Annotated in this window: 17 protein-coding genes; 3 read left to right on the plus strand and 14 right to left on the minus strand. The window is 67.3% G+C overall.

Going from position 1 to position 19,080, the window contains the following annotated elements:
• Positions 1-395: 395 nt before the first annotated feature.
• The 4 genes from tyrS to IWX64_RS05940 form a co-directional block, all read right to left on the minus strand.
• Positions 396-1,736: a tyrosine--tRNA ligase gene (gene tyrS / locus IWX64_RS05925; protein ID WP_196866236.1), complete on the minus strand. Its 1,341-nt coding sequence runs from the start codon at positions 1,734-1,736 to the stop codon at positions 396-398.
• A gap of 13 nt (positions 1,737-1,749) precedes the next feature.
• Positions 1,750-4,002: a HelD family protein gene (locus tag IWX64_RS05930; protein WP_196866237.1), complete on the minus strand. Its 2,253-nt coding sequence runs from the start codon at positions 4,000-4,002 to the stop codon at positions 1,750-1,752.
• A 76-nt stretch (positions 4,003-4,078) separates the two neighbouring features.
• A complete protein-coding gene (locus tag IWX64_RS05935; RefSeq protein ID WP_334683182.1) occupies positions 4,079-4,630 on the minus strand; it encodes an adenine phosphoribosyltransferase in 552 nt (183 codons plus the stop codon).
• Positions 4,627-5,262 carry a DNA-3-methyladenine glycosylase gene (locus IWX64_RS05940; protein WP_196866238.1) on the minus strand — a complete coding sequence of 212 codons (636 nt, stop codon included), beginning with the start codon at positions 5,260-5,262 and terminating at the stop codon, positions 4,627-4,629. Before IWX64_RS05940 ends, IWX64_RS05935 begins: the two co-directional genes overlap by 4 nt.
• Positions 5,263-5,357: 95 nt before the next feature.
• Between IWX64_RS05940 and IWX64_RS05945 the strand changes: the two genes are divergently transcribed.
• Together IWX64_RS05945 and IWX64_RS05950 are read left to right on the plus strand one after the other, a co-directional pair.
• Complete coding sequence (locus IWX64_RS05945; RefSeq protein WP_196866239.1) at positions 5,358-6,881, plus strand: AlkA N-terminal domain-containing protein; 1,524 nt, start codon at positions 5,358-5,360, stop codon at positions 6,879-6,881.
• Positions 6,881-7,462 (plus strand): methylated-DNA--[protein]-cysteine S-methyltransferase, encoded by a 582-nt coding sequence (locus IWX64_RS05950; protein WP_196866240.1) that lies wholly within the window; start codon positions 6,881-6,883, stop codon positions 7,460-7,462. The genes IWX64_RS05945 and IWX64_RS05950 overlap by 1 nt, the downstream gene beginning before the upstream one ends.
• Here IWX64_RS05950 and IWX64_RS05955 read toward each other — a convergent pair.
• From IWX64_RS05955 to argC, 10 genes are all read right to left on the minus strand, one after another.
• Entirely contained in the window at positions 7,435-8,310 is an 876-nt protein-coding gene (locus IWX64_RS05955; RefSeq protein WP_196866241.1) for an SRPBCC domain-containing protein, read from the minus strand. The genes IWX64_RS05950 and IWX64_RS05955 overlap by 28 nt on opposite strands.
• A 61-nt stretch (positions 8,311-8,371) precedes the next feature.
• Positions 8,372-9,145: a maleylpyruvate isomerase family mycothiol-dependent enzyme gene (locus tag IWX64_RS05960; RefSeq protein WP_196866242.1), complete on the minus strand. Its 774-nt coding sequence runs from the start codon at positions 9,143-9,145 to the stop codon at positions 8,372-8,374.
• Positions 9,142-10,635 carry an argininosuccinate lyase gene (gene argH, locus IWX64_RS05965; RefSeq protein ID WP_196866243.1) on the minus strand — a complete coding sequence of 498 codons (1,494 nt, stop codon included), beginning with the start codon at positions 10,633-10,635 and terminating at the stop codon, positions 9,142-9,144. The genes IWX64_RS05960 and argH overlap by 4 nt, the downstream gene beginning before the upstream one ends.
• Positions 10,636-10,637: 2 nt before the next feature.
• Positions 10,638-11,840 carry an argininosuccinate synthase gene (locus tag IWX64_RS05970; protein ID WP_196866244.1) on the minus strand — a complete coding sequence of 401 codons (1,203 nt, stop codon included), beginning with the start codon at positions 11,838-11,840 and terminating at the stop codon, positions 10,638-10,640.
• 97 nt (positions 11,841-11,937) lie between these two features.
• Positions 11,938-12,462, minus strand: a complete 525-nt coding sequence (locus IWX64_RS05975) for an arginine repressor (RefSeq protein ID WP_196866245.1) — start codon at positions 12,460-12,462, stop codon at positions 11,938-11,940.
• The gene (argF, locus tag IWX64_RS05980; RefSeq protein ID WP_196866246.1) at positions 12,459-13,424 is read right to left on the minus strand and encodes an ornithine carbamoyltransferase; all 966 of its coding nucleotides are present in this window, start codon (positions 13,422-13,424) and stop codon (positions 12,459-12,461) included. Before argF ends, IWX64_RS05975 begins: the two co-directional genes overlap by 4 nt.
• Entirely contained in the window at positions 13,421-14,716 is a 1,296-nt protein-coding gene (locus tag IWX64_RS05985; protein WP_196866247.1) for an acetylornithine transaminase, read from the minus strand. Before IWX64_RS05985 ends, argF begins: the two co-directional genes overlap by 4 nt.
• Positions 14,713-15,621, minus strand: a complete 909-nt coding sequence (argB, locus tag IWX64_RS05990; RefSeq protein WP_196866248.1) for an acetylglutamate kinase — start codon at positions 15,619-15,621, stop codon at positions 14,713-14,715. Before argB ends, IWX64_RS05985 begins: the two co-directional genes overlap by 4 nt.
• A gap of 36 nt (positions 15,622-15,657) precedes the next feature.
• Positions 15,658-16,827, minus strand: coding sequence for a bifunctional glutamate N-acetyltransferase/amino-acid acetyltransferase ArgJ (gene argJ, locus IWX64_RS05995; protein WP_196866249.1), 1,170 nt, complete (start codon positions 16,825-16,827; stop codon positions 15,658-15,660).
• Positions 16,824-17,855 carry an N-acetyl-gamma-glutamyl-phosphate reductase gene (argC, locus tag IWX64_RS06000; RefSeq protein WP_196866250.1) on the minus strand — a complete coding sequence of 344 codons (1,032 nt, stop codon included), beginning with the start codon at positions 17,853-17,855 and terminating at the stop codon, positions 16,824-16,826. The genes argJ and argC overlap by 4 nt, the downstream gene beginning before the upstream one ends.
• A gap of 123 nt (positions 17,856-17,978) precedes the next feature.
• Here argC and IWX64_RS06005 point away from each other — a divergent pair, with 123 nt between their 5' ends.
• Positions 17,979-18,944 carry a quinone oxidoreductase family protein gene (locus IWX64_RS06005; protein ID WP_196866251.1) on the plus strand — a complete coding sequence of 322 codons (966 nt, stop codon included), beginning with the start codon at positions 17,979-17,981 and terminating at the stop codon, positions 18,942-18,944.
• Positions 18,945-19,080: the final 136 nt, after the last annotated feature.

Here is a 19,080-nt window from a genome sequence, read left to right on the forward strand (position 1 = left end):
ACACCACGGGGTGGCATCATGCAGCCAAATTCAACCAATCAATAAAACAATCGGTATCAACAAACATGGCACACTATTGAGTTCTCAAACAACAGGCGCAATTCGATTTGTCTGTAAATAATCTTTCTATTTACATTTCCTCGCTGCGACTTATCTAAAGTTATTCCATCCGCATTATCTTTGTCAAATCCGCAGTATTTCCAGATTTTACAAAAACAACCGAATGAACCGACGAAAATGTACGGTATTTCTGGCTTCTGTGCTGAGCACACGCCGGATCCACCGATGAACTTTTCGAAGGGGTTGGTTGCCACTCAATGGCGGCAACTCAGAAAACATTACACGTGGATCTGGGTGTTCGCAAATCCTCGTGGGCAGGGCCGAGAAGCCCGGGGCTAGACCGGTGCGACGTCGACCGTGGCGAGCGTGCGCTTGCCACGCCGCAGCACCAAATACCGCCCATGCAACAGCGAATCGGGTCCCATCACCGTGTCCGGATCCTGGACCTTCACGTTGTTGACGTAGGCGCCTCCTTCACCCACGGTGCGGCGGGCCGCGGAGTTGCTGGCCGAGAGACCGCTGGCCACCAACAGGTCAATGATGCCCAGGGCATCCGCCGGAACGGTTGCCTTGGGCAGCTCCGCAATCGCCGCCGTCAGGGTGGTCTCGTCCAGGTCGGCCAGTTCGCCCTGACCGAAGAGCGCCGCCGAGGCAGCGATCACCTTTTCGGTGGCGTCCACCCCATGGACCAGGGAGTTCACCTCAAACGCCAGCGCCCGCTGGGCTTCGCGCAAATGGGGACGCTCCTGCGCAGCCCTGCCAAGTTCCTCGATCTCCTCACGCGTCTTGAACGTAAAGACCTTCAGCCGGCCCACCACGTCGGCGTCGGCGGTGTTGAGCCAGAACTGGTAGAAGGCGTAGGGGCTCGTCAGCTGGGCGTCAATCCAGATGGCGTTGCCCTCGCTCTTGCCAAACTTGGTGCCATCCGAGTTGGTGATCAACGGGGTGCCGATGGCGTGAACGCTTTTCCCCTCGGACCGCCTGATCAGGTCGGTGCCGCTGGTCAGGTTGCCCCACTGGTCCGATCCCCCGGTCTGCAGGGTGCACCCGTAGCTGCGGTACAGCTCCAGGAAGTCCAGTCCCTGCAGGATCTGGTAGCTGAACTCGGTGTAGCTGATACCCGCGTCCGAGTTCAGCCGCGCGCTGACAGCATCCTTGGCCAGCATGGTGCCCACCCGGTAGTGCTTGCCGATTTCCCGCAGGAAGTCGATAGCGCTCAGCGGTGCGGTCCAGTCCAGGTTGTTGACCATCCGGGCAGGGTTGTCGCCGTCGAAGTCGAGGTACTTCTGCACCTGGGCCCGCAGCTTCTCCACCCACTCGGCGACCGTCTCGGGTGTGTTCAGTGCCCGCTCCGAGGTGGGGCGGGGGTCACCGATCAACCCCGTGGAGCCTCCGACCAGCCCGAGTGCATGGTGTCCGGCAAGCTGGAGCCGCCTCATGGTGAGCAGTTGCACCAGGTGCCCGAGGTGCAGGCTCGGTGCGGTGGGGTCGAACCCACAGTAGAAAGTCACCGGATCGCCCGCGAGGGCCTTCTCCAGTTCGTCCTCGTCGGTGGAGACCTGGACCAACCCACGCCACTTCAATTCCTGCCAGACGTTGGCGAAGGATGGGTCGTTGTGCTGGTCGCTCAGGAGTGCGGCGAGGCCGGGGTCTGTGGTTTCAGTTAGGTGGGACACAGACTCTAAATTATCAGTCCTCGATGCCTGCCGGTATTTCTCCGGTGGCAATAAGACGCAGCCGCTGGGTGGGGCGGGTCATTGAGACGTACAGGTCGCCGACCCGGATGGACCGGGGGTCGAGCATTTCCGCTGGTTCCAGGACCACGACGCCGTCAAACTCCAGCCCCTTGGCCTCCCGCGGGGTGGTGACCACAATGTCCTGCCCGGTACTGCCGGCGCCGAACCCGACCCGTTGCCCGTAGACAGCGGTCAGGGCAGAGCGCACCTGAGCATGCACACGCTCAGGGGTGATGACAGCAAGCAACCCGCCCTCAATCGCCGCGAGCTCTTCGGGTACCGCGGTCAGCAGCGCCGGGATGAGCTCGGGAACCCGATCCACTACCGGCGCCCAGCGACCCTCCCGCACTGCCTTGGGTGCCGAGACGACCAGTCCGGCGGCGTTGGCCATCCGCGCGGCTGCCTCAGCGATCTGGGCAGGGGTGCGGTAGTTGACGGTAAGTTCCTCGAGCTGCCACCGGTCCCCCACAAACGGTTCCAGCGCCTGCTGCCACGAGTTGGACCCGGCGGCCGAGCTTGTCTGTGCAATGTCGCCGACAATGGTGAAGGACTTCAGGGGGCAGCGGCGCATGAGCACCCGCCACTGCATGGGGGACAATTCCTGCGCCTCGTCCACCACGATGTGCCCGAAGGCCCACGTCCGGTCGACGGAGGCGCGTTCGGCTGCGCTCAGCCGGGCTTCGGTCACGGCGTTGTGGTCAGCGAGGTCCTCGGCGGTCAGCACGCCGTCGACGCCCGAGTCGGCGAGCGACTCGTTGACGTTCTCGAGCGTGCGCTCGGCGTTCGCCAGGTCCCGGCGTCGTTCCTGATCCCGGGCGGCGTTGTCGCGTCCGGCCGACGGGTCCAGATCTCCGAGCAGTTCGGCGGCCTCGTCCAGCAGGGCCACGTCGGCTTCGGTCCAGGGTGCGTCGGCGGGGCGCGAGAGCGCTTCGACCTCGGCGTCGCTGAAACCCGGAGCGGCGGCCGCCAGGATCCCCGGTTTGGTGAGAAGTTCGGCGACGAACTTCTCGGGGGTGAGGGGCATCCATGCCAGGTTGAGGGCAATCCTGACATCCCGGGAACTGCGGACGTCCTCAGCCAGGTAGGACCGGTCTGCGGTGTTGCCCGCCCCCGACGATTCCTCCAGCTGTTCGGTGAGCTGCTCGGTCAGTTCCCTCAGCAGGATCTTGACGAAGGTGACCCGGGCTTCGTTGTGGGGTTTGCCGGTGGCACGGGCACGTTCGCGGGCCTTGCGCACCTGCCGAGGTGCAAGGGTCAGGATCGTGCCTTCGACGTTGAGCCGTTTGTCCTCCGCCGGGACGCGCTGGCGGTTGGCCAAAGCGCGGCGCAGCACATCCACCATCTCAAGGCGTCCCTTGATTTCGGCGGCAGTCTCGGTGGGCTCCTGGACTGCCGTGATGCCTGGCATCAGGCTGCCGATGCTGGCCATCACCACGCCGGTCTCCCCCAGGGAGGGGAGCACCCGTTCGATGTACTTCATGAACGCATTGGTCGGACCAACCAGCAACACACCGGCTGACTTCAGCCGTTCGCGGTGCGTGTAAAGCAGGTAGGCGGCACGGTGCAGTGCGACAGCGGTCTTGCCCGTACCGGGTCCGCCCTGGACGACGACGACGCCCTGTAGCGGCGCCCTGATCACCCGGTCCTGCTCGGCCTGGATGGTGCCGACAATGTCGGACATTTGCCCGGTGCGCTTGGAGTTGAGGGCGGCGAGGAGGGCTCCTTCGCCCTGCAGGGACTCATCCTCGGTGAGCAGGGCAACGTCCAGGACGTCATCCTCGATGGCCAGGACGTTGCGCCGGGAAAGGATCAGATGACGACGGCGGCGCACCCCCATCCGTTCGAAGGCGGTTGCCTGGTAGAAGGTGCCGGCCTCCGGTGCCCGCCAGTCGACCATGAGCTGCTGTAGGTCTGCGGTAGAGAGGCCGATCCTGCCGATGTAGCGCTCGTCCCCGGTGTCGAGGTCCAGGCGCCCGAACACCAGTCGGTCGTCGACGGCGTTGAGCTGGGCGAGCCGATCCTCGTACATGGTGGCGAAGGCATCGCGTTCGGACCGGTTCTGGTGGGATCCGGCTGACAGGGAACGGCGCACCTCGGCGAGCTGCCCGCGCTTTTCGGAGCGGAGTTCATCAAGCCGTTGGTAGAGCCCCGCGACATAGCCGCGCTCGTGCTCCAGCTCGTTGCGGGCCGTGGATGTGTGATGCATAATTCGTTTCCCTCTCGCCAAAGGCAGACCGTCAATTCTACAGGGACGGTGCCGCTTTTGGCATGGTCAGTGAATCCTAGGCGGAAACGGTGGCGTGGACGCGATACCGCGGCACCCGCGCCCGTCCTGTCAATGCTGCGAGCTCGAGGACCACGGCGCACCCGATGACCTCGGCACCGGCGGTTTCAAACAACCGGGTGGCGGCGCCGAGCGTGCCGCCCGTCGCCAAAACGTCGTCGAGCACCAGGACACGGGTGCCGGGAACGACGTCCCCCTGGTGGATTTCCAGGACCGCATCCCCGTACTCGAGGCTGTAGGACTCGGAGAGGACCGACCGGGGCAGCTTGCCGGGTTTCCGGACTGCCATGACACCGGTCCCCGTGGCGTAGGCGACGGCTGCCGCCAGCAGGAACCCGCGCGCCTCGATGCCGGCCACCAGATCGAACTCCCCCGCGAAGGGGCGGACCAGGTCATCGATCACTGCGCGGAACGCTGCTGGATCCCCAAACACCGGAGTGAGATCGCGAAAGCTGATGCCCGGGCGTGGAAAGTCCTGAACCGTGAGGCAGAGCCGTTCGATGTAGTCCTGCGCTGTGATGTCCGAGCCGGCGGGTACTGAAATATTCACCCATTAACTGTACGGGCTACGCGAGGCTTGGCCGCGCGGTAGCGGGACACCGTCGGATCGTCAGTCAGCCAGTAGCGCCACGGGTACGCCGTGCTGCCACCCGCACCCGCTACTCCAACGCGCGGCCCACTCGAGAACGCTGTCTGGTCCACCGGCGTGGCCGGGAGGGTGAGTGCCAGCGGACCGGCGAACAGGTCGGCGCCGTCGAGCGTGCGGTCCAGGCCCAAGGCCTGCGCCAGCCGGGCCGGGCCGCGGGCCAGATCCAGGTCCAGCCGCGGGGATTTGCGGCGCGCCCGGGCCGTCTCGTGGCCCTCGACGATCTCCCCCGCCCGCAGCAATAACCCGGTGGGCTGGCCCGGCTCACCACAGACCACGTTGGCGCAGTAGTGCATGCCATAGGTGAAATACACGTACAGGTGTCCGGGGGCGCCGAACATGCTCGAGTTCCGGGGTGTCTGGCCGCGGAAGGCATGGGATCCGGGGTCGTCTGCGCCAAGGTAAGCCTCCACCTCGGTGATCCTGACCGTGACCCGGCTGACGCCGTCGTCGTGGCTGAACAGACCGCCCAGCAGGGTCGGTGCGACGGCGGTGGCTGGACGGGCCAGCCGGCTTCGGTCGGTGTTCGTTTCCACAGCACAAGACCGTAGCAAACCGCCCCACCCACTGCCGCCACGGTCGTGTCCGATTCCCGCTAGCTGCCGGTGGCCGAACCTGCAACGATGGGGTGATGGACTTCTGGCAGCGCTATCGGGCGATTGACTCGCGCGACACCCGCTTCGACGGACAGTTCGTCACCGCCGTGGCCACCACGAGGATCTACTGTCGTCCCTCGTGCCCGGCCCGCACCCCCAAACCTGCCAATGTGACCTTCTATCAGACCTCGGCCGCCGCCCATCAGGCCGGCTACAGGGCGTGCAAGCGCTGCCTGCCCGAGGCTGTTCCCGGCACCCCCGACTGGAACCTCCGCTCGGACGCGGCGGCGCGGGCCATGCGGTTGATCTCCGACGGCGAGGTGGATCGGACGGGGGTGCCTGGCCTGGCCGCCCGGCTCGGCTACTCGACCCGCCAGCTACACCGGATCCTGCATCAGGAGCTCGGTGCGGGACCGCTGGCCCTGGCCCGGGCAACCCGAGCCCAAACGGCCCGCTCCCTGCTGACCTCGTCAGGCCTGAAGTTTGCGGACATTGCCTTCGCCGCGGGGTTCAGCAGTGTCCGGCAGTTCAATGACACAGTGCAGGAGGTGTTTGCCCTCACCCCAACCGATCTTCGCGCCCGTGCCCGGACTGTCCAGGAGTCTTCCGACCCGGGAGGGGCGGGCACCACGCTGTCACTTCTCCTCCCGTTGCGCGTCCCCTACGATCCGGGCATCTTCGAGTTCCTGCGGGTTCGAGCCGTCGACGGCGCGGAGCACGCCACCGTCGACCGGTACGAGAGGCTGGTGCAGCTACCTGGCGGGCAGGGCTGGTTCAGCGCCCGGCTTGCGACGGCGCCCCGCGGCCTGCCCGCCCTCGCGGTGACCGTGTCAGTGGAAAGGCTGCCCGACCTGCCGGTGCTGCTGTCCCGGATCCGTCGGCTGTTCGACCTGGACGCGGATCCCCTGGCCGTGGACGACGTCCTCGGATCCGACCCGATGCTCGCCGGCAGGGTGCAGCAGATTCCGGGGATCCGCCTCCCAGGATCCGTCGACGCTCACGAGATCCTCATCCGGGCCATGATCGGACAGCAGATCACCGTCAAGGCGGCACGCACAGCCCTGCACCGGTTGGCCGTCCTTGGCACACCGTCGACGCTGGCGCCCCACCGGGCAGGAGATGCGGAGCTCCACCGGCTGTTTCCGACGGCTGAGCAAGTGGCCGACGGCGGTGCGGGCCTGCTGAAGGGTCCGGCCCGCCGGACCGACAGTATCCTCCGGGTGAGCTCCGCGCTGGCCGACGGTAGCCTGCAGATCGGGGTCGAGGACGGCGTCGCCGACCTCGAACGAAAGCTTCTCCCGCTGCCGGGGATTGGCCCCTGGACCGTGAGGTATGTGGCAATGCGGGTACTCGGCGCCACCGATATCCAGCTGACCAACGACGCGGCAATCCGGAATGGCTGGGCGGCCCTCACCGGGCGGGCCAGCCAGGCCCAACCGGCCAACGTCACGGCCACCCTTGAACGTTTCATCCCGTGGCGCTCCTACGCCACCCTGCATCTCTGGCGGGTCGCCGCCAACCATCCACCCGCCCATCCCCGAGCAAAGGCAACACCTTGATGACGCTTCCCGATCCAGCATTGACCACACGGGTTCCGACCGCACCCGCCGCTTCCGCTTCCCGGCAGACGACGGTTTCCACCCCGGATGGCCCGTTCACCATCCTGGAACTGGACGGCGCGGTGCTTGCCTCAGGGTGGACCTCCGATCTGGCCGACCTGACCGGACAGATTCACCCGGCCCTGCGACCGGCAACGGCGCCGATCGTGGTTGACCCTGGCGAGCTGGGGCCGATCACCGCAGCGGTGAGCTCCTACTACGACGGCGACATCACGGCGATCGATGCGGTCCCGGTCCGGCAGGTGTCGGGTCCCTTCCGCAGCCACGCCTGGGACATGCTGCGCACCGTTACCCCCGGCCGCCCGGTGACCTATGCGCAGTACGCCGGGCTTGCCGGAAACGCCAGCGCCGTGCGTGCCGCGGCCGGCGCGTGCGCCAGGAACGCGGCTGCCCTCTTTGTGCCCTGCCACCGGGTGATCCGCACCGACGGTTCACTCGGCGGCTTTCGGTGGGGCCTGGAAGTCAAGACGAGCCTCCTCGCCCGGGAGGCGGGTCACTCAGCAGCGGTGTTGGCCCGGTAGAAGTCCTCGAGCACCCGCAGCTTACGGACGCTGATGTGCGGGGTGTCGCCGTCGAGGTCCACCCCCACCGCGTCGAGGTGAGCGTGCCAGCTGGCCATCAGCGTGGCGGTCTCGCCCGGGTCCTCGACCACGTGCCGTACGGTGAGCATCGTGACGGGGCCGGTGGCGGTGAAATCCACTTCGGCCTGTTCGACCCGTGTCTGCTGGGACGGGTCCGCGGTGAGGGCGTCCTTGACCTTCGGCAGCCCCGCCTCGAAGCGCCGGTCGAAATGGATCATGGTGACGCCGTCGGTGGTCTCCAATTCGCCCATGGTGTGGGAGAGGTGGAACTCTGCGGCGTAGGCGTCGCGGAGCGTGGCCCAGTCGGCGTCCGGACCCGGTGGCCGTCCGGCGGCGACGTGGTCGAGGGCGTCCAGGATGAGCTGCCATCCGGCAGCGCCCTCGGTGAGGAAGGCGGCGGTTTCCGAACGGGCCCGCAGCTGGAACAGCGCACCGCCGTCGCACTCGAGCACCCGCCATTCCAGCAGCGATTCCAGGCCCATGTTGTCGTCCCAGGTGATCTGGAGGCTGGTGGGCGAATTGAGCTGCAGGACGGTGCCGGCCGATAGATCGCCGCCCATGTCCAGCGAATACTCCTTGCCCAGCTCCCACCCCGGGGTGAGCTTGCCGAGCCACCTGGCCACCTGTGCGGGTTCAGTAAGGAGGTTCCAGACGTAGGAGCGTGGATAGTCGAACTGCCGGTCGAACGCCAGCACATACCCGTCTCTCAGCCGTTCAATCCGGCCCAGCGGTTCGGCACGGTGGGACGCCGCTACACGCTGCAACTCGCCGGTGAGTTGAGATTCCATGCTGCCTCCTGCGACAGGGTGATCCCAACCTACCTCAGGCCCCAACCGTTCCGGAAGGGTTTTACCGGGGTGCCACCGCCGCTGGCCACGGGCCGAGGTCCGGGAGACTTACGGTGTCGGCTGCGTCGGCCGCGTCGGTCGCCTCGAGGCCGCCGACCGGTTCACGGCCAGCAAGCCAGGCTGCGATGTCCTGCAGCGTGCCGGTGACGACGACGGTGGCGGTGGTTCCGGTGGTGCCGGTAGCGCCGTTGCCCGCGTCGGTGGCACGCACAATGATCGGTTCCTGGCCCAGCGGGTGCAGCGTCAGCGCGGTGTCCTCGGGGACCCGGGCGGCGAGGAAATCGATCAGGTAGTGGCAGAAGCGGTCGCTCCAGTCGCGGGAGGTGGTGCCGGCGTCGAGGTCGGTGGCGTGGATGACCAGCTCCCGCCACAGGGCGAGAGCACCGTCGGACACGGTACCGTCCCGGTAGGAGATTTTCGCCTCCCAGTGGTCGCGGGCATGCTCGAACGCGCCGACGGCGGCGTCAACCGCTGCCACCAGCGACTGAACCTGCTCCGCCACGGGACGCTGCGCCCGGGCCTCGATCGCCTGCACCCGGCCCTCAAAGCCGCCGTCATACAGCTCGATCAGGCTGCCCTGCGCGGCGTGTTCCACCTGCCGCTGCATGGCCCGGGAAATCCCCTCCGTATGGGCCACAACGTGGGCCCGCGACCAGCCGGGCAGCGCCGTCGGTTCACCGAACGAGTCTTCGTCCAGTCCCTTGACGGTTGCTTTCAGGTCTTCGCCCGCCACGGCGAGCCCGGCTGATACTTCGCGGATGAGGTGTTCAATCACTGCGGGTCCTCTTCGTCTGGCCCTGCGACGGGCGTGTGCGCACGATCCTTGTTCTCGAGGGTACCCCGCACCGCCGGGAGGAAGCTGGCAACGCCGGCAAGCTCATCGCGGAGGGCCTCCAGCTGGCGTTCCACCGCCGCGGGGGCGGTACCACCCTGCGAGTCCCGGCTGTTCAGGGACCCCTCAACCGTCAGCACCTCGCGGACGCCCGGGGTGAGGTGCACGGAAATGGAGGCGTAATCATCGTCGCTGAGATCCCAGAGTTCCACCCCACGGCTTTCAGCCAGCCGGACGGCAGCGCCGGAAAGCTCGTGGGCTTCCCGGAACGGGACCCCCTGGCGGACCAGCCATTCAGCGATGTCCGTGGCCAGGGCGAAGCCCTGCGGTGCCAGGGACGCCATGCGCTCGGTGTTGAACGTCAGGGTCGCGATCATTCCCGAGACGGCAGGGAGGAGCACTTCGAGGGTGTCGGTCGCGTCGAAGACCGGCTCCTTGTCCTCCTGGAGGTCACGGTTGTAGGCCAGCGGCAGCCCCTTGAGGGTGGCGAGCAGCCCGGTGAGGTTGCCGATCAGCCGGCCAGCCTTGCCCCGTGCCAGTTCGGCGACGTCCGGGTTCTTCTTCTGCGGCATGATCGACGACCCGGTGGAGTACGAGTCGTGCAGGGTGACGAAGGAAAACTCCTTCGTCGCCCACAGGATCACCTCTTCACTGATCCGGGACAGGTCTACCCCGATCATCGACGCGATCCACGCGAACTCCGCATAGACATCCCGCGCCGCGGTGCCGTCAATCGAGTTGTGGGTCGCCGAGGAGAAGCCCAGCTCCGCTGCCACTGCCTGCGGGTCCAGGCCCAGCGAGGAACCCGCCAGGGCACCGGAGCCGTAGGGTGATACGGCGGCCCGCTTGTCCCAGTCCTGCAACCGCTGCACGTCGCGTAGCAGTGCCCAGGCGTGGGCGAGCAGGTGGTGGCTCAGCAGGACCGGCTGGGCGTGCTGCAGGTGGGTGCGGCCCGGCATGGGGACCCGCAGGTGGTCCTCGGCCTGCTGCACCAGAGCCTCGATGGTCGCCAGCACCCCGCCGGCGACGATCCGCGCATGGTCCCGGAGGTACATCCTCCCCAGGGTGGCGACCTGGTCGTTGCGGGACCGGCCGGCCCGGAGCTTGCCGCCGAGCTGGACGCCGGCGCGTTCGATCAGACCGCGTTCCAGCGAGCCGTGCACGTCCTCGTCCGACTCGGCGGGCGTGTAGGCGCCGGAACGGACATCGGCGTCGAGCACGTCGAGGGCCGCGAGCATGCCGGCGAGTTCGCCGTCATCGAGCAGGCTTGCACGGTGCAGGACCCGGGCGTGCGCCCGGGATCCGGCAATGTCGTACAGGGCCAGACGCCAGTCGAAATGGGTCGACTTGCTCAGGGCGGCCAGCGCGTCGGCGGGTCCGCCGTCGAACCGGCCGCCCCAGAGGGCTCCCTCGTTGGTGGAGGCTGAAGCCATTGCTACTGACCCGCCCGCTCGTCGCGGCCGGAAGCCACCTTCGAGGACAGGCCGAAGATCTCGATGAAGCCGCGGGCCATCGACTGGTCGAACGTGTCGCCGGTGTCGTAGGTGGCCAGGCTGAAGTCGTACAGCGAGGTGTCGGACTTGCGCCCGGTAACCGTGGCGCGCCCGCCGTGGAGGTCCATCCGGATGTCACCGGAGACGTACTTCTGGGTGTCCTCGATGAAGGTGTCAAGGGAGCGCTTCAGCGGGGAGAACCACTGGCCGTCGTAGACCAGCTCGGTCCAGCGCTGGCCGACGGTCTTCTTGAACCGTGCCTGCTCGCGTTCCACCGTGACATTTTCAAGTTCGCGGTGCGCGGCGATGAGGGCCATGGCGCCGGGCGCCTCGTAGATTTCGCGGCTCTTGATACCGACTAGGCGGTCTTCGACGATGTCGATCCGGCCTACGCCCTGTGCGCCGGCGCGGCGGTTCAGCTGCTCGATGGCCTGCAGCGGGGTGACGGCAAGGCCGTCGATGGCGACGGGGATACCTTCACGGAAGGTGATGGTCGCCTCGTCGGCCGCCGGGGAGAACTCGGGGGAATCCGTGTACTCGTAGACGTCCTTCGAGGGGCCGTTCCAGATGTCCTCGAGGAAGCCGGTCTCGACGGCGCGGCCCCAGACGTTCTGGTCAATGGAGAACGGGTTCTTCTTGGTGGTCTGGATGGGGAGGTTGTGCTCCTCGGCGAAGGTGATCGCCTTGTCCCGGGTCAGGGCCAGGTCACGCACGGGGGCGATGCAGCGCAGGTCGGGGCCGAGGGTCTGGATACCCACCTCGAACCGCACCTGGTCGTTGCCCTTGCCGGTGCAGCCATGGGCCACGGTGGTTGCGCCGAATTCGCGGGCTGCCGCCACCAGGTGCTTGACGATCACCGGACGGGACACGGCGGACACCAGCGGGTAGGCGTCCATGTAAAGGGCGTTGGCCTTGAGTGCGGGCATGCAGTAGTCGTTGGCGAATTCGTCGCGGGCGTCGGCCACGTAGGCTTCGACCGCGCCGCAGTCGAGGGCGCGCTGGCGGATCTCTTCGAGGGATTCGCCGCCCTGTCCGACGTCGACGGCGACGGCGATGACCTCGGCGCCGGTGGCTTCGGCGATCCAGCCGATGGCTACCGAGGTGTCGAGTCCGCCGGAGTAGGCGAGAACAATGCGTTCAGTCATGGGTGTTGCTCCTGGGGTGTAGGGATGTGATCGGTCAAGAAAACGGTTCGGTAGTGGTTCAAGTGGTGGTTCAAGTGGTGGTACTGGTGTCGGATGGTCAGGAAACGGGTTTGTGCATGGGGTCCTGTGCGAATTGCCGGAAGCGGGCCGCCACATCCGGCCCACCGGCCGGGTCGCGGGTCACCAGCATAATGGTGTCATCCCCGGCGATGCTGCCCAGGACCGAGGGCATCACCGAGTGGTCAATGGCCAGGGCCAGGAAGTTTGCGGCACCGGGCGGGGTCCGCAGCACCACGAGGTTCCCGGATGCTTCGGCGGTGACCAGCAGTTCCGAGCAGAGCCGGGACAGCCGGGAGTCGAGGACTTCCTGGGTAACGCCACTCTGCGGTGTCCTGCCGCCGCCTTCGGCCGGGACGGCGTACACGAGGGTGCCCTCGCTGGCGCGGACGCGCACCGCCCCGAGTTCCACCAGGTCACGGGACAGGGTCGCCTGGGTAACGAGGACGCCGTCGTCGGCCAGGAGGGACGCCAGTTCCGCCTGCGACCTGACCGACTGGCCGGTAAGGATGGCCCGGATCCGGGCCTGCCGTGCCGTCTTGGTGGTGGGCTGGAGCTGGGTCATCGCCGGTCCATCAGCCACACCATCAGGGCCTTCTGGGCGTGCAGCCGGTTTTCGGCCTCGTCCCAGACCACTGACTGGGGGCCGTCCATGACGTCGGCGGCGATCTCGTAGCCGCGGTAGGCCGGCAGGCAGTGCAGGACGACGGCGTCGGGCGCGGCGTGCGCCATCGCCGCCGCGTCCACTCCATAGCTGCTGAACAGCTCATAGGTGGCGTCCTTGGCGCTGGCGCTGTCGGGTTCCTGGCCCATCGAGATCCAGGTGTCGGTGGCGACGACGTCGGCGTCGGCCAGGGCGGTCGCCGCATCGGTGGTGACCAGGACGGACCCTCCGGTTTCAGCGGCCCGGGCGGTGGCCAGGTCGATCACCGACTGCTGGGGCAGGTGCCCCTCCGGGCCTGCGACGCGGACGTGCATCCCGGCGGTGACCCCGGCGAGCAGGTAGGAGTTGGCCATGTTGTTGGCGGCGTCACCCAGGTAGGCGAGGGTGAGACCGGCGAGGGTGCCCTTGTGCTCGCGGATGGTCAGCAGGTCGGCGAGGAGTTGGCACGGGTGGTAGTCGTCGGAGAGGGCGTTGATCACCGGGACCTTCGAGGCGGCGGCCATCTCCTCCAGCCCGGCCTGGGCGTAGGTGCGCCAGACGATGGTGGACACCATGCGATCAAGTACCTTGGCGGTGTCGGTGATGGATTCCTTGTGGCCCAGCTGTGACTCCCCCGCCCCGATGATCAGCGGGACCCCGCCCAGGTCGGCGATGCCGGTGGCAAAGGACACGCGGGTGCGGGTGGAGGTCTTGTCGAAGATCACCGCGACGGTCTGCCGCCCCGTGGTGGCGGCTCCGTCGGTGCCGATTCCGGCGTAGGGGCTCCGCGAGTAGGGCGCCTGTTTGAGCTCGGCGGCGAGGTCCAGCACCTCGGTCTGCTCGGCCTGTGAAAGGTCGGTGTCGATCAGGAAGTGGCGGGTCATGGGGTAATGTCCTTTGCGGTCTTCAGGATGCCGGGCAACGCGGCGATGAACGTGGCCGCCTGGTCCTGAGTGAGGATCAGCGGCGGCGCCATGCGCAGCGTGTTGGGGGTGGGTGAGTTCACGATGAATCCCTGCTGCAGCGCCTCGGTAACGGCTGCGGCCGCGTAGTCGCCTTCCAGGTCGAAGCCGATCAGCAGGCCCTCCCCGCGGACCTCGGTGACCTGGTCCACGGCGGCGAGCCGGTCCCGCAGCCAGGCGCCGACGTCGTGCGCGTGGCTGAGGAGTCCAGTGGTTTCGATGGTGTGCAGGGTGGCCAGCGCCGCGGCGGTTGCGACGGGGTTTCCGCCGAAGGTGGTGCCGTGCTGGCCGGGGGCGAACAGGGACGACACCGTGTCGCCGAACGTGACGAGCGCGCCGATGGGGAACCCGCCGCCGAGTCCCTTGGCGAGGGTCATGGCGTCCGGGACCACCCCGCTGGGCTGGTGGGCGAACCAGGAGCCGGTGCGGCCAATGCCGGTCTGCACCTCATCGAGGATCAGCAGTGCCCCGGCTCTGCTGGTGATTTCGCGTGCTGCCTGCAGGTACCCCGGCGGCAACGGCCGGACTCCTGCCTCCCCCTGAATCGGTTCGATGACGACTGCCGCGACCGTTTCGTCGACGGCGTTGACCAAGGCCTCGATACTCCCGAACGGCAGGTGTTCAACACCGCCGGGCAGTGGTTCGAAGGGTTCCCGGTAGGCCTGCTTTGCGGTCAGTGCCAGGGCCCCCATGGTGCGGCCGTGGAACGCGCCGTCGAGGGCGAGGATTCGGGTGCGTGCGGGTTTGCCGTCCTGAGCGGGCGCGCTGTTACGGCGGGCGAGCTTGAAGGCTGCCTCAACGGCCTCGGTGCCTGAGTTGGCGAAGAAGACCTTCGACCCGGCGGGTGCTGCAGCGAGCTGCAGCAACTTTTCGGCCAGGGCAATCTGGGTGGGGCTGGTGAAGAAGTTCGAGACGTGGCCGAGCGTCGCGAGCTGGCTGGTGATCACCGAGGTGACGAACGGGTGAGCATGGCCGAGCGCGTTGACGGCGATCCCGCCGAGCAGATCGAGGTATTCCTTCCCGTCGGCGTCCCACACGGTGCACCCGGTGCCGCGGACGAGGACCCGTTGCGGAGTGCCAAAGACGCCCAACAGGGAAGCGCTGTACCGGGTGAGCCAGTCGGCGCCCGACGCCTGGTGGTCCAGCACGGCGTCGAGCTGTCCGCTGGGGCTGGGATGGTTCGGGCTGGGTTCATTCTGATGAAGATCCGTCATGATCCGTCCTCGTCCGGTACTACCTGGGTGCCGATCCCTGCGGTGGTGAAGGTTTCCAGCAGCATGGAGTGGGCCAGCCTGCCGTCGACAATATGCGCCCGGGCCACCCCGCCGTCGACCGCTGCGAGGCAGGCGCTCATCTTGGGGATCATGCCGGATTCCAGCTGCGGCAGCATGGTGCGAAGTTGGCCGGCGGTGAGGGAGGAAATCAGCGAGGATTTGTCGGGCCAGTTGGCGTACAGCCCCTCGACGTCGGTGAGAATCACCAGTTTGGAGGCGCGCAGTGCCTGGGCCAGTGCGGCGGCGGCCGTGTCAGCGTTGACGTTGAGCACCTGGTTGGTGCCGTCGCCGTCGTCGTCAATTTCCGGGGCGACCGTTGAGATGACGGGGATCCGGCCGGCCTCAAGGATGTCGAGGATCGCGGCCGGGTTGACCCCCACCACCTCGCCGACCAGTCCCAAGTCCACGTCGACGCCGTCGACGACGGTGCCGGTACGGGTGGCCTGCAGCAGACCGCCGTCCTCACCCGAGAGCCCCACCGCGTAGGGTCCGTGCGAGTTGATCAGTCCCACGAGTTCGCGTCCCACCTGGCCGGTGAGCACCATCCTGACCACATCCATGGTTTCCGGGGTGGTAACGCGCAGGCCGCCCTTGAACTCTGACTCAATTCCGAGCCGCTGCAGCATCGAACTGATCTGGGGTCCGCCACCATGGACGACGACGGGCCGGATGCCTACATGGTGGAGGAAAACAATGTCCTCGGCGAAGGCGCGGCGCAGGTCGTCGTTGACCATGGCGTTTCCGCCGTATTTGATCACCATCGTGGTGCCCGCGAACCGTTGGATCCACGGCAGCGCCTCGATGAGCGTCTCCGCCTTATCCTGCGCGGCAATGACTGAGTTCATGACGTCCTTCTGGTGACAGCTGGGGGCGGATACTCGCTACGACGAGTACGCCGAGTTTTCGTGCACGTACTCGTGCGTGAGGTCGTTGGTCCAGATGGTGGCGGTCTCTGCGCCGGCCCGGAGGTCGATCTCCACCGTGACGTCCCGGCCGGTGAGGTCCACCAGGTCCCGCGAGTCGCCGATACCGCCGTCGCGGCAGATCTGCACCCCGTTCATTGAGACGTTCAGCTGGTCCGGTTCGAAGGCGGCATCGGTGGTACCGACGGCGGCCAGCACCCGCCCCCAGTTGGGATCGTTGCCGAAGATTGCCGTCTTGAACAGGTTGGAGCGGGCCACCGAGCGGCAGACCGTTTCGGCGTCGCGCACGGTTGCCGCGTTGACGGCGGTGACCGCGATGTCGTGGCTGGCACCCTCGGCGTCCTTGATGAGTTGCTGCGCCAGGGAATGGCAGACCTCGGTGAGCGAACGGGTGAACTCGGCGGCGTCGGGGGTGACCCCTGATGCGCCTGAGGCGAGCAGCACCACCGTGTCGTTGGTGGACATGCAGCCGTCCGAGTCGGTCCGGTCAAACGTCAGTCGGGTTGCCTCGCGCAGGGCTGCGTCCAGCTGGCTTGGATCCAGTACGGCGTCCGTGGTCAGGACCACCAGCATCGTCGCCAGCCCCGGGGCGAGCATGCCCGCGCCCTTGGCCATGCCGCCGATCGAGTAGCCCTCGCTGGGCGCGTCGGCCGTGGCAGGGTGGCGGGCCTGCTTGGGCACCGAGTCGGTGGTCATGATGGCTTCGGCCGCTGCCAGTCCGCCGCCGGTGGAGAGTTGCGCGATGGCGTCCTTCACCCCGGGGAGGAGCTTGTCCATCGGCAGCTGCTCACCGATCAGTCCGGTGGAGCAGACGAAGACGTCACCCGACGAGATCTGCAGTGCGTCGCCCGCGTACTCGGCGGTGGCGTGGGTGTTCTGGAACCCCTCGGCTCCGGTGCAGGCGTTGGCTCCACCGGAGTTGAGCACTACCGCGTCCACCCGGCCGTCGGAGACTACCTGGCGGGACCAGTGCACCGGGGCGGCGGCGACCCGGTTCGAGGTGAAGACTGCTGCAGCGTGCTGCAGTGGTCCGTCATTGACCACCACCGCCACATCGGACTTGCCCGACGTTTTAAGGCCAGCGGCGGTGCCTGCGGCCCGGAATCCGGCGGGTGCGGTGATGCTCATGGTGCAACTCCCTGCAGTGTGAGCCCGGCGGTCTCGGGGAGACCCAGGGCGATGTTCATGGACTGGATGGCTCCGCCGGCGGTGCCCTTGGTGAGGTTGTCTATCACGCAGGTGACAATTACGCGGCCGGCGTGGTCGTCGAAGGCGAGTTGGAGGTTGGCGTAGTTGGAGCCGAGGACCGCCTTGGTGGCCGGCCACTGCCCCTCGGGCAGCACCGTGACAAAAGGTTCGTCGTCGTAGGCAGCGGTATAGGCGTCCCGGAGCTGCTCGGCGGTGGTGCCGGGGACCACTTTGGCCGTGGCGGTGGTGAGGATGCCGCGGGCCATCGGCGCGAGCGTGGGGGTAAACGACACCTTCACCTGCTGGCCAGCGGCGAGGGACAGCCCCTGCTCGATTTCGGGGGTGTGGCGGTGGGCTCCACCGACGCCGTAGGGGCTCATGCCGCCCATCACCTCGGAGCCCAACAGATGCGCCTTGACCGCTTTACCCGCACCCGAAGTGCCTGACGCAGCGACGATGACGACGTCGTCGGGCTGCAGCAGACCGGCCGCGTAGCCGGGGGCCAGCGCGAGCAGTGAGCTGGTGGGATAGCACCCGGGGACGGCGACCCGGCGGGCACCGCGCAGCAGTTCGCGGTGGCCGGGCAGCTCGGGGAGCCCGTACGGCCAGGTGCCGGCGTGGACGGAGCCGTAGAACTTTTCCCAGGCGGCGGGGTCGGTAAGGCGGTGGTCGGCGCCGGCGTCAATCACCAGGGTGGTGGCCGGAAGCTGGGCGGCGATGTCGGCGCTGGCGCCATGCGGCAGGGCGAGGAAAACGACATCGTGCCCGGCGAGGTTCTCCACAGTGGTTTCCTCGAGCAGGCGATCGCTCAGTGCATGCAGATGGGGCTGCAGCTCTCCGAGCCGGGAGCCAGCGCTGCTGTGGGCGGTGATCGCGCCGATGGTCACGGAGGGGTGGGACGCGAGCAACCGCAGCACCTCGCCGCCGGCATAGCCGCTTGCCCCGGAAACTGCCACCGAAATAGTCATGACTCAACCCTACAACAGGAATATACACAGTCCCACATAAGTATGCACCAATGCCGTGTGTGAGGTTGCGGTCGATCTAGCATGGGGTGAGAGCTTCAGTTATCCCGATGAAGGAGAGTCACGATGCCCACAGCCATTGTTGCCCAGCAGGCCGGCGGTCCCGAAGTACTGGCCGTGGCCGAGGTGGACAAGCCCAGCCCTGCCGGGTCAGAGCTGCTGGTCCGGGTGGCTGCAGCTGGCATCAACTACATCGAGACCTATCAGCGCAGCGGCTACTACCCGGTGCGGTACCCGTTCACGCCGGGCGCCGAGGCCGCTGGCGAGGTAGTGGCGATGGGCCCCGAGACAACGGGATTCGCGGTCGGCGACCGGGTCGCCTTCGCGGAAGGGGTGGGCACCTATGCCCAGTTCACTCTCGTCGAGGCCGATAAGGCGGTGCCCGTCCCGGAGGGGGTCAGCCTCGAGACCGCCGCGGCACTCCCCCTGCAGGGCATGACCGCCCACTACCTGATCAACACCACGTTCAAGGTGCAGCTGGGCCAGACGGTGCTTACCCACGCGGGCGCCGGCGGGGTGGGGTTGCTGTTGATCCAGCTGCTCAAGGCCAAGGGTGCACGGGTCATCACCACCGTCTCCACCCAGGACAAGGAGGTACTGGCCCGTGAGGCGGGCGCCGACGAGGTGCTCCGGTATGACGGGTTCGACACCGCGGTGCGTGAGCTGACCAACGGCGTGGGGGTGGATGTGGTGTACGACGGCGTGGGCAAGGCGACCTTCGACGGGTCGCTCGCGTCACTGCGGAAGCGCGGCACGCTGGTCCTGTTCGGGGCTGCGTCCGGCGCGGTTCCAGCGTTCGACCCACAGCGGCTGGCGTCCGCCGGGTCGGTCTACCTCACCCGCCCGAAGCTGCTCGACCACCTGCTGAGCGTCGAGGAACGGCGCTGGCGCTTCTCCGAGGTCTTCGCGGCCGTGGTGGAGGGCTCCCTGCAGGTCAGGATCGGGGGAACCTATCCACTGGAAGCGGCAGCCCAGGCACACGAGGATCTTGAGGCACGCAAAACGACCGGGAAACTGTTGCTCATCCCCTAGGGCTGCGTGCATCGGGGATGGCCCCGCGCAGGTTTCCCCACCTTCTCGGCAGACCGCGGCGTGTTGAGTCAAACACGCCGCGGGTCTGCGCTTGATGCCGCACAACCTGGGGAAACCTGCACGCCCTAACAGCAGA

This window comes from Arthrobacter sp. CAN_A212 (genome assembly GCF_015752345.1).
Taxonomy (GTDB): Bacteria; Actinomycetota; Actinomycetes; order Actinomycetales; family Micrococcaceae; genus Arthrobacter_D.

Bases quoted from the DNA above. Each gene is read 5' to 3' on its own strand.
- IWX64_RS05930 (WP_196866237.1), bottom strand. From the start codon at position 4,002: ATGCATCACACATCCACGGCCCGCAACGAGCTGGAGCACGAGCGCGGC.
- IWX64_RS05945 (WP_196866239.1), top strand. From the start codon at position 5,358: ATGGACTTCTGGCAGCGCTATCGGGCGATTGACTCGCGCGACACCCGC.
- IWX64_RS05950 (WP_196866240.1), top strand. From the start codon at position 6,881: ATGACGCTTCCCGATCCAGCATTGACCACACGGGTTCCGACCGCACCC.
- IWX64_RS05955 (WP_196866241.1), bottom strand. From the start codon at position 8,310: ATGGAATCTCAACTCACCGGCGAGTTGCAGCGTGTAGCGGCGTCCCAC.
- argH (WP_196866243.1), bottom strand. From the start codon at position 10,635: ATGGCTTCAGCCTCCACCAACGAGGGAGCCCTCTGGGGCGGCCGGTTC.
- IWX64_RS05970 (WP_196866244.1), bottom strand. From the start codon at position 11,840: ATGACTGAACGCATTGTTCTCGCCTACTCCGGCGGACTCGACACCTCG.
- IWX64_RS05975 (WP_196866245.1), bottom strand. From the start codon at position 12,462: ATGACCCAGCTCCAGCCCACCACCAAGACGGCACGGCAGGCCCGGATC.
- argF (WP_196866246.1), bottom strand. From the start codon at position 13,424: ATGACCCGCCACTTCCTGATCGACACCGACCTTTCACAGGCCGAGCAG.
- IWX64_RS05985 (WP_196866247.1), bottom strand. From the start codon at position 14,716: ATGACGGATCTTCATCAGAATGAACCCAGCCCGAACCATCCCAGCCCC.
- argB (WP_196866248.1), bottom strand. From the start codon at position 15,621: ATGAACTCAGTCATTGCCGCGCAGGATAAGGCGGAGACGCTCATCGAG.
- argJ (WP_196866249.1), bottom strand. From the start codon at position 16,827: ATGAGCATCACCGCACCCGCCGGATTCCGGGCCGCAGGCACCGCCGCT.
- argC (WP_196866250.1), bottom strand. From the start codon at position 17,855: ATGACTATTTCGGTGGCAGTTTCCGGGGCAAGCGGCTATGCCGGCGGC.
- IWX64_RS06005 (WP_196866251.1), top strand. From the start codon at position 17,979: ATGCCCACAGCCATTGTTGCCCAGCAGGCCGGCGGTCCCGAAGTACTG.